Source organism: Thermococcus sp. M36, from assembly GCF_012027355.1.
Taxonomy (GTDB): domain Archaea; phylum Methanobacteriota_B; class Thermococci; order Thermococcales; family Thermococcaceae; genus Thermococcus.
On the sequence record NZ_SNUH01000014.1, the window covers coordinates 1 to 734 of the forward strand.

General features: G+C 32.6%; 1 protein-coding gene. It reads right to left on the bottom strand.

Annotation, left to right across the window (positions count from 1 at the left end):
* Window positions 1-734, bottom strand: a 734-nt coding sequence (locus E3E36_RS11080) for an outer membrane beta-barrel protein (protein ID WP_167895489.1), incomplete at both ends; no start/stop codon positions are given.

Here is a 734-nt window from a genome sequence, read left to right on the forward strand (position 1 = left end):
GGCTAATCCTATTTTCCCATTAATTTTTTTACCATTATAGTTAATGGTAAAACCACCTCTGCTCGAAGTATTGGTGAATTTATAATGATTGCTGTACAAAAGATTTAATGAATCGTATTTGCCGTTTCTTTTCTCATAGGAACGTGTATCTTGTTCACTTGTACTGCTGTTAATGGTATAATTAAGATTTAATATTACTTTCTTTGATAGTGGCTCTGTATAGCTTACCAAGCCTTGTAAGCTATTGCCTGAATTAGTGTTTGTTTTTCTTTGATCAACAATTTGAGTAGTATTAATACTGCCGCTTTTATAAAAATCTGTTTGGCTGTATAAGAAGCCTTCGCCATTGCTGTTGTTATTGTTATAAGTTACGTTAAACGTTAATATCCTGGTTCCTGCATTATTGAATTTATGACGGAAGAAAATATCAGCTTTTTGATTATTTCTATCGGTTGATGATGTATTGGTTCTCGATGAATTATTCACTTTCTGTAAAGTACTTGCTAAGTATTCACTATTAAAAAGCGAATAGCTGTTATCGTGCCCCCAATTACCGGTTGCGTTAATAGTAATAGTGTTGGAAGAGTCTAAGTTTAATTCGTTTTTGGTATTAAGGGCGTGCAACCATTTTGAATTGGTAAAATGACTTGCTTGATTGTTATAATATAAGGTATCCGGTAAAATATATTGAGAATTGGTAGTACTTTCACCCACAAGGTTTTGATGTTTGTAAG